Here is a 6,626-nt window from a genome sequence, read left to right on the forward strand (position 1 = left end):
ACCCCCCCCCGGGGGGGGTGGCCCCCGCCCGCCCGCGCGGGGGGGGCCCCCCCCCGCCCGCGCCCGCGGCCCCCCCCCCCCCCGCCCCCCCCCGGCCGGGGCTCCCCGGCGGCCCGGCCGTCGTCGCGGCGCGGCGTGCGGGCGGAGCCGCCGCGCCAGCCCGTCTCGAACACCCGGGGCAGGTCCTGTTCCGGGATGCCGCCGCAGCCGTCGGTCACCGACAGCACCACCTCGTCGGCCTCCCGCCGGGCGGCGACGGCCACCACGCCGTCCGCGGGGGTCGAGCGGATCGCGTTGACCAGCAGGTTGCCGAGCACCCGGGTGATCTCCCCGCTGTCCACCTCGACCGGCTCGGCCGCCGCCGGCTCGTCGGCCACCTGCCGCCCCTCCAACCGGACGCCGCGCCGCCGGGCCAGCGGGTACGCCCCGGCGAGCGCGTCGTCCACCAGGTCGTACACCGAGACCCTGGTGAGCGAGAGGGCGAGCGCGCCCGCCTGGATCCGGGAGAGCTCGAACAGGTCGTCCACCATGCCGGTGAGCCGTTCGACCTCGGTGCCGATCCGCACCAGGTAGCGGTCGGGGTCCTCGGCGACGCCGTCCTCCAGCGCCTCGGCCATCGCCCGCAGGCCGGCCAGCGGGGTGCGCAGGTCGTGCGAGATCCACGCGACCAGCTCCCGGCGGGAGTGCTCCAGGGCCTGCTCGCGCGCCCTGGACTCCGCCAGCCGGGCACTGGTGGCGGCCAACTCCTCGCTCAGCGCGGCGAGTTCCGCGCCGAGCGGATGGTCGGGCGCGGTGAAACCGGCGTCGCTGCCGACCGTCCGGACGGCCTCGGTCAGCGCCCGGCTGCCGGCCACCACCTGGCGGCCGAGCAGCGCGGCGGTGAGCAGCGAGACGACGGCGGCCATGCCGAGCACCGTGATGACCACGCCGAGGTCGTGGGTGGACAGGAACATCGCCTGCGCCACGGCGAACGTCCCGGAGGTCACTGCGAGGACGGTCACGACCGCCACGCAGAACAGGGACAGGGCGACGGAGCGGCGGCGCAGCAGCCGGATCGCCGCCCAGCCGAGCAGGCCGGCCCCGCCCGCGCCGAGGGCGGCGAACAGGGCGATCAGCAGCAGGTCCTTCACTCCGCACCGTCCTGCGGGTGGTTCGGCATGGAGCGGGCCGAATCGTGAGGCGCCGGATCGTAGCGGTAGCCGACGCCCCAGACGGTGCTGATCAGGGCGGGCGCGGCCGGGTCGTCCTCGATCTTCTCGCGCAGCCGCCGGACGTGGACGGTGACGGTGGAGAGGTCGCCGAAGTCCCAGCCCCAGACCCGCCGCATCAGGCTCTGCCGGGAGAACACCGTGCCGGGGTGCCGGAGCAGGAACGCCAGCAGGTCGAACTCCCGTAGGGTGAGGGCGAGTTCGCGCGCGCCCCGGTGGGCGCGGCGGGCCTTCGGGTCGAGCGTGACGTCCCCCGAGCGCAGCACCCCGCCGACCGTCCCGTCGGCCGTCCCGTCACCCGGCCCGTCGGCGGTCCCGCTCCCCGCCCGGGCGCGGCGCAGCACCGACTGCACCCGCAGCACCAGTTCGCGCGGGCTGAACGGCTTGGTGACGTAGTCGTCCGCGCCCAGCTCCAGGCCGAGGATGCGGTCCGCCTCGTCGCCCTTGGCGGTGAGCAGCACCACCGGCAGCGCGGCGCCCCCGGCGGAGGCCCGCAGCCGGCGCAGCACCTCCAGCCCGTCGAGGCCGGGCAGCATGAGGTCCAGCACCAGCAGGTCTGGGCGGGTGCGCTCGGCGAGGTCCAGGCCCAGCGCACCGTCGGCGGCCCGGTCCACGTGGTGCCCGGCGCGGGTGAGGTAGCCGGCGACGACCTCGGCCACGGTCGGGTCGTCGTCGATCACCAGGATGTGCGAGGTGTCGTTCACCTCGCCGAGGATAGGAGGCCTCGGCGGCGGACGCGGACGGAAGCGGGCCCGCGTTCGCGTTCCGTAAGATCCGCCGCCCACCCGTCGCCCGACCCGGCCCGCCCCGGCCCACCCGGCCTACCCGGCCTACCCGGCCCACCCGGCCCACCCGGCCCGGCCTACCCGACCCGGCCCGGCCCGATCCGCCGGACGGGTCAGCCGCCGAGGCGTCCGACTTCCGTAAGGCTGCGCCGCCACCGCACCCCGCCGTCCCGCACTTAGCGTGGCCGGGTGACCTCACCCACCTCCCCCGCCTCCCCCGTCGACGTCGTGCTGCCCTGCCTCGACGAGGCCGCCGCGCTGCCCTGGGTGCTGGGGCGGATCCCGGACGGCTGGCGGGCCGTCGTCGTCGACAACGGCTCCCGGGACGGCTCCGCCGACCTCGCCCGCTCGCTCGGCGCGACGGTGGTCGAGGAGCCCCGGCGCGGGTTCGGCGCCGCCTGCCACGCCGGGCTGCGCGCCGCCACCGCCGACCTGGTCTGCTTCCTGGACTGCGACGGCTCCCTCGATCCCGCCCAGCTCCCGCTGGTCACCGGCCCGGTGCTGGCCGGCTCCGCCGACCTGGTGCTGGGCCGCCGCCGCCCGGCCACCGCCGGGGCGTGGCCGCTGCACGCCCGCCTGGCCAACACCGCCCTGGCCCGACGGCTGCGCGCCCGCACCGGCGCGCCGCTGCACGACCTCGGCCCGATGCGGGCCGCCCGCCGGGAACAGCTGCTGGCCCTGGGGCTCGGCGACCGGCGGTCCGGCTACCCGCTGGAGATGGTGCTCGCCGCCTCGGCCGCCGGGCTGCGGATCACCGAGACCCCCGTCGACTACCTGCCGCGCGCGGGCCGCTCCAAGGTCACCGGCACCCTGCGCGGCACCCGCCAGGCCGTCCGCGACATGCGGGCCGTGCTGGCCGCGCCCCCGCCGACCCTGCTGGTGATCGCCAAGTCGCCCGCCCCCGGCCGGGTGAAGACCCGGCTCACCCCGCCGTGCACCCCCGAACAGGCCGCCGCCCTGGCCGAGGCCGCCCTCGCCGACACCCTGCACACCCTGGGCACGATGCCGGCCGGGCGGCGCGTGCTCGTCCTGGACGGCGAACCGGGCGGCTGGCTTCCGCCCGGCTGGGAGGTCGTCGCGCAGACCGGCGGCGGGCTGGACAAACGGCTGGCCGCCGCCTTCGCGCACGCGGCCCGGGTGGCCCCGCACGCCCCGGCGCTGCTGGTCGGGATGGACACCCCGCAGCTGAGCGCCGCCGCGCTGGCCGAGCCGCTGTCGGCCGCACGGCGGGCGGGCACGGACGCCTGGTACGGCCCGGCGGCCGACGGCGGCTTCTGGGCGCTGGGCGTGGCCCGGCCGACCGCCGAACTGGCCGCGCGCCTGCTGCACGGCGTGCCGATGTCCACCGCGAGGACCGGCGCGACACTCCTGGAACGCCTCGCCGCAGCCGACTTGACGATCCATCAGCTTCCATCACTCACCGATGTGGACACCGTCGAGGATGCCCGCCGCGTCGCCGCCGAGGCCCCGGACAGCCGTTTCGCCGCCCAGCTGGTGACGGTCGGCCTGAAGCCGGAGGTGGCGAGTTGACGACCACCACCGCCTGGGTGGACGACCCGTTCGCCGAAGCCGTCCGCACCGGCCGCGGCCCGCTCTGGCTGCGCCGCGAGGACGGCCACCGCCTCCGGCTGGAAATCGAACGCTGGTGCGCCCCGGCGGCCGGCGCCGACCACAGCCTGCTCCGGCGCTGCGCCCGCCGTTCCGCGCCCGTCCTCGACCTCGGCTGCGGGCCCGGGCGGCTGGTCGCCGCGCTGCTCGCCCTCGGCGTCCCGGCCCTAGGCGTCGATGTGACCAGGGCGGCCGTCGCCCGCACGGTCGGACTGGGCGGCCCGGCGCTCTGCCGCTCGGTCTTCGACCGGCTGCCCGCCGAGGGTCGCTGGGGCGCCGCGCTCCTCGCCGACGGCAACCTCGGCATCGGCGGCGACCCGGACGCCCTGCTCCAGCGGGGCGCCGAACTCATCGCGCCGGACGGGCTGTTGCTGGTCGAGGTGGAGCCCGTGGAGGTGGACGAGCAGGTCACCGTCCAGGTCGAGGGCCCGGACGGCCGACTCGGGCCGGCCTTCCCCTGGGCCCGGCTCGGCACGGCCGCCGCCCTCAGGCGGGCCCACGCCGCCGCCGGGCTGGTCGAAGCGGAACGCTGGACCTCACACGGCCGCCGCTTCCTCGCCCTGCACAAGCGGTGAGGCGCACACGACCGCTGCTCCGGACGGCCACGGCCGCACCGCCCCCGGCGCGATCCCCGGGACGGCGGTGCGGCTGCAGCGCCGCTCGGACGGCAGGGAGGCCGGAAGGCCGCCCGCGATCGAGATCGACAGGGCGGCGAGGAGGAAGATTGGCGCCGGGGTCCAAGGAGCCTTGCAGGATGCCGGTCGTGCACCACGCGTGCGGCTGTCGCCCAACCGCCTCTTGGCCCCACGGTCAGGGGTGCCCCGGCGGCACCCTTCGAGGCGTCCCGGCCGAGCCTGCCACATGCCCCGGGCCGCGACAAGACGTCCGACCGGCCGCCTACTCCCGGCCCACCGGCCGCCACTGCGGGTGCTCGCGCTCGGCCCATCGGCGCTCCACCAGCCCGGTCCGCATCCCGAGCCGCGCCTGCGGATCCCGCCAGGCCATCCGGACGTGTCCGACCACCACGACGGCGATGGCGGCGGCCAGCCAGTCGTGGACGAAGGTCGCCCCGGTCCGCCAGGAGGGCGGGGCGAGGCGGGGCAGCCACATCAGCAGCCCGGTGCCGACGATCACCAGCATCGAGCCGAGCGTCCACTGCGCGTAGAGCTTCTGCCCGGCGTTGAACTTGCCCGCCGGCCGGTGCGGGGTGCGGCGCCGGACGGCGCGCAGCCAGTCCCAGTCCGCCGGGGTGAAGCGGCTCAGCCGGGCGGCGTCCGCGCGCAGCGCCCGCGAGGCGAGCCCGAGCAGCAGCGGCACGGGCAGCACGAGGCCGCACCACACGTGCACCGTCACCACCAGCCACCGGTTGCCGACCAGTTCGGCGAGCGGGGCGAGGTAGAGGCAGGCCGCCGTGGCCAGGCAGACGCCGGTCAGCGCGGCGGTCGTCCGGTGCACCCAGCGCTCGGCCCGGGTGAAGCGCAGCAGGAGTTCAGCCGGTGGGCGCATCGTCACGTCCGTTCGACCGGCCGACCCAGGCGTCGACGTCGTACCCGTTGCGCTCCCAGTAGCCCGGCTCCACCGAGCCGGTCACGGTGATCCCGGAGAGCCACTTGGCGGACTTGTAGAAGTACATCGGCGCGACGTACAGCCGCACCGGGCCGCCGTGGGTGTGGGAGATGGGGTTGTCCTGCATCCGCAGCGCGACCAGCACGTCGTCCCGTCGGGCCTGCGCCAGCGTCAGGCTCTCGGTGTACGCGCCGTCGAAGCAGCTGAACCGGACGGCCCCGGCCCCCGGCCGCACGCCCGCGGCGTCCAGCAGGTGCGCGAGCGGCACCCCCTCGAACGGGGTGTCCGGCACCCGCCACCCGGTCACGCACTGCACGTCCCGCACGAGCCGCCGCTGCGGCATCGCCCGCAGGTCCGGCAGGCGGAACGTCGCGGGCCGCTCCACCATCCCGTCGACGCTGAGCGTGTAGTCCGCCACGCTCCGCTCCGGGACGGACGACACCACCGAGTAGTACCGGAATCCGTTGTTGCCCGGCAGCAGCCCGCTCAGTCCGCTCGGGTCCCGTTCGGCCAACCCCGACTCGGCCCGTTGCAGGTACGGCCCCGCCGCCACCCCGACGGCCCCGAGCCCGAGCAGCCCGAGCACCACCCGCCGCCCCACCGGGGTGCCCCTGCCTTCTTCGCCTGTTCTGTCCACGCCCCCGATTGCACCAGCCCGAGCCCGGCCGGCGCGAGGCCCGGCACCGGTCCGTCAGCCTTTCGTCATCTCCGCCAGCAGGGCCCCACGGCCGAGCGGCGGGGCAGCCGAGCGGCGGGAGATCGTTTTCCGGTCAAGTTCGACGATCTTTCGAATCCCGTATTCCCCCAGGTCCGACCGCGCCACTACGGTGCCACGCATCCCCGTTGTTCCCCCCTCCCCGGCCGGCCGCAACCGCCGGGGCTACCGATCGGACCGGTGCGCCGTGACCAGAATCCTCCGTCAGCTGTGGACCCACGCGGGAAGAGCGGCGGCCGTCGTCGCGCTCCTCGCCGCCGCCCTCACCGGCACGGCGGCCGGAACCGCCACCGCCGCCACCCCGGCCGCCCCCGCGGCAACCGCCTCGGTGGGCGGCTGGACCTGCCCCGGAACGCCCGTCCCGGACGGCTACGTCATCACCATGTTCAACTCCAGCGGCTGCAACAACCACGGCGCCTGGTTCCAGGCGCCCGCCCAGAACCGCCTGTGGACCTGCTCCGGCTCGCCGATCGTCTCCGGCTACGTCCTGACCAACTACAACCCCCAGGGGTGCAGCGGCGTCGGCGCCTGGTTCCACGAACTGGTCCGCAACGGCATCTGGACCTGCCCCTACTCGCCGATCCCGGCCGGCTACCGCAGCACCAGCTACGACGCCCGCGGCTGCAACGGCCTCGGCGCCTGGCTCACCATCAAGGCCTGACCCACACCCGGCGGGGGGGGGGGGGGGGGGGGCGCGCGCGGCGGGCCGCGTCGCCGGCCCGCTACCGCCGGTCCTAATCTCTT

General features: G+C 76.6%; 7 protein-coding genes and 1 pseudogene. 4 read left to right on the forward strand and 4 right to left on the reverse strand.

Annotated features, from left to right (window positions below):
• Both ACFV6D_RS28325 and ACFV6D_RS28330 read right to left on the reverse strand, forming a co-directional pair.
• On the reverse strand, positions 1 to 1,130 hold a 1,130-nt coding region (locus tag ACFV6D_RS28325; RefSeq protein WP_380561570.1), incomplete at its 3' end, for a sensor histidine kinase.
• Positions 1,127 to 1,912 (reverse strand): response regulator transcription factor, encoded by a 786-nt coding sequence (locus ACFV6D_RS28330; RefSeq protein ID WP_380561572.1) that lies wholly within the window; start codon positions 1,910 to 1,912, stop codon positions 1,127 to 1,129. The genes ACFV6D_RS28325 and ACFV6D_RS28330, both read right to left, overlap by 4 nt.
• A 270-nt stretch (positions 1,913 to 2,182) precedes the next feature.
• Between ACFV6D_RS28330 and ACFV6D_RS28335 the strand changes: the two are divergent.
• The 3 genes and pseudogenes from ACFV6D_RS28335 to ACFV6D_RS28345 all read left to right on the forward strand — a co-directional run.
• Positions 2,183 to 2,896, forward strand: a pseudogene (locus ACFV6D_RS28335) (glycosyltransferase family 2 protein); the annotation flags it as partial.
• A gap of 99 nt (positions 2,897 to 2,995) precedes the next feature.
• Positions 2,996 to 3,523 carry a DUF2064 domain-containing protein gene (locus tag ACFV6D_RS28340; RefSeq protein WP_380561610.1) on the forward strand — a complete coding sequence of 176 codons (528 nt, stop codon included), beginning with the start codon at positions 2,996 to 2,998 and terminating at the stop codon, positions 3,521 to 3,523.
• Positions 3,520 to 4,176, forward strand: a complete 657-nt coding sequence (locus ACFV6D_RS28345; protein WP_380561573.1) for a methyltransferase domain-containing protein — start codon at positions 3,520 to 3,522, stop codon at positions 4,174 to 4,176. The genes ACFV6D_RS28340 and ACFV6D_RS28345 overlap by 4 nt, the downstream gene beginning before the upstream one ends.
• 322 nt (positions 4,177 to 4,498) lie before the next feature.
• Here ACFV6D_RS28345 and ACFV6D_RS28350 read toward each other — a convergent pair whose 3' ends face one another.
• On the reverse strand, positions 4,499 to 5,107 hold the full coding sequence (locus ACFV6D_RS28350; protein WP_380561575.1) for a cytochrome b/b6 domain-containing protein: 609 nt from the start codon (positions 5,105 to 5,107) through the stop codon (positions 4,499 to 4,501).
• Positions 5,091 to 5,804 carry a molybdopterin-dependent oxidoreductase gene (locus tag ACFV6D_RS28355; RefSeq protein ID WP_063346573.1) on the reverse strand — a complete coding sequence of 238 codons (714 nt, stop codon included), beginning with the start codon at positions 5,802 to 5,804 and terminating at the stop codon, positions 5,091 to 5,093. The genes ACFV6D_RS28350 and ACFV6D_RS28355 overlap by 17 nt, the downstream gene beginning before the upstream one ends.
• 265 nt (positions 5,805 to 6,069) lie before the next feature.
• On the opposite strand from ACFV6D_RS28355, the gene ACFV6D_RS28360 reads away from it, so the two are divergent.
• Complete coding sequence (locus ACFV6D_RS28360; protein WP_244293291.1) at positions 6,070 to 6,543, forward strand: hypothetical protein; 474 nt, start codon at positions 6,070 to 6,072, stop codon at positions 6,541 to 6,543.
• The last annotated feature ends 83 nt before the right edge of the window (positions 6,544 to 6,626 follow it).

It is taken from the genome of Kitasatospora sp. NPDC059812 (assembly GCF_042732075.1).
Lineage (GTDB): Bacteria > Actinomycetota > Actinomycetes > Streptomycetales > Streptomycetaceae > Kitasatospora.

Coding starts and splice junctions, on each gene's coding strand:
- ACFV6D_RS28340 (WP_380561610.1), top strand. CDS start 2,996: ATGCCGGCCGGGCGGCGCGTGCTCGTCCTGGACGGCGAACCGGGCGGC.
- ACFV6D_RS28350 (WP_380561575.1), bottom strand. CDS start 5,107: ATGCGCCCACCGGCTGAACTCCTGCTGCGCTTCACCCGGGCCGAGCGC.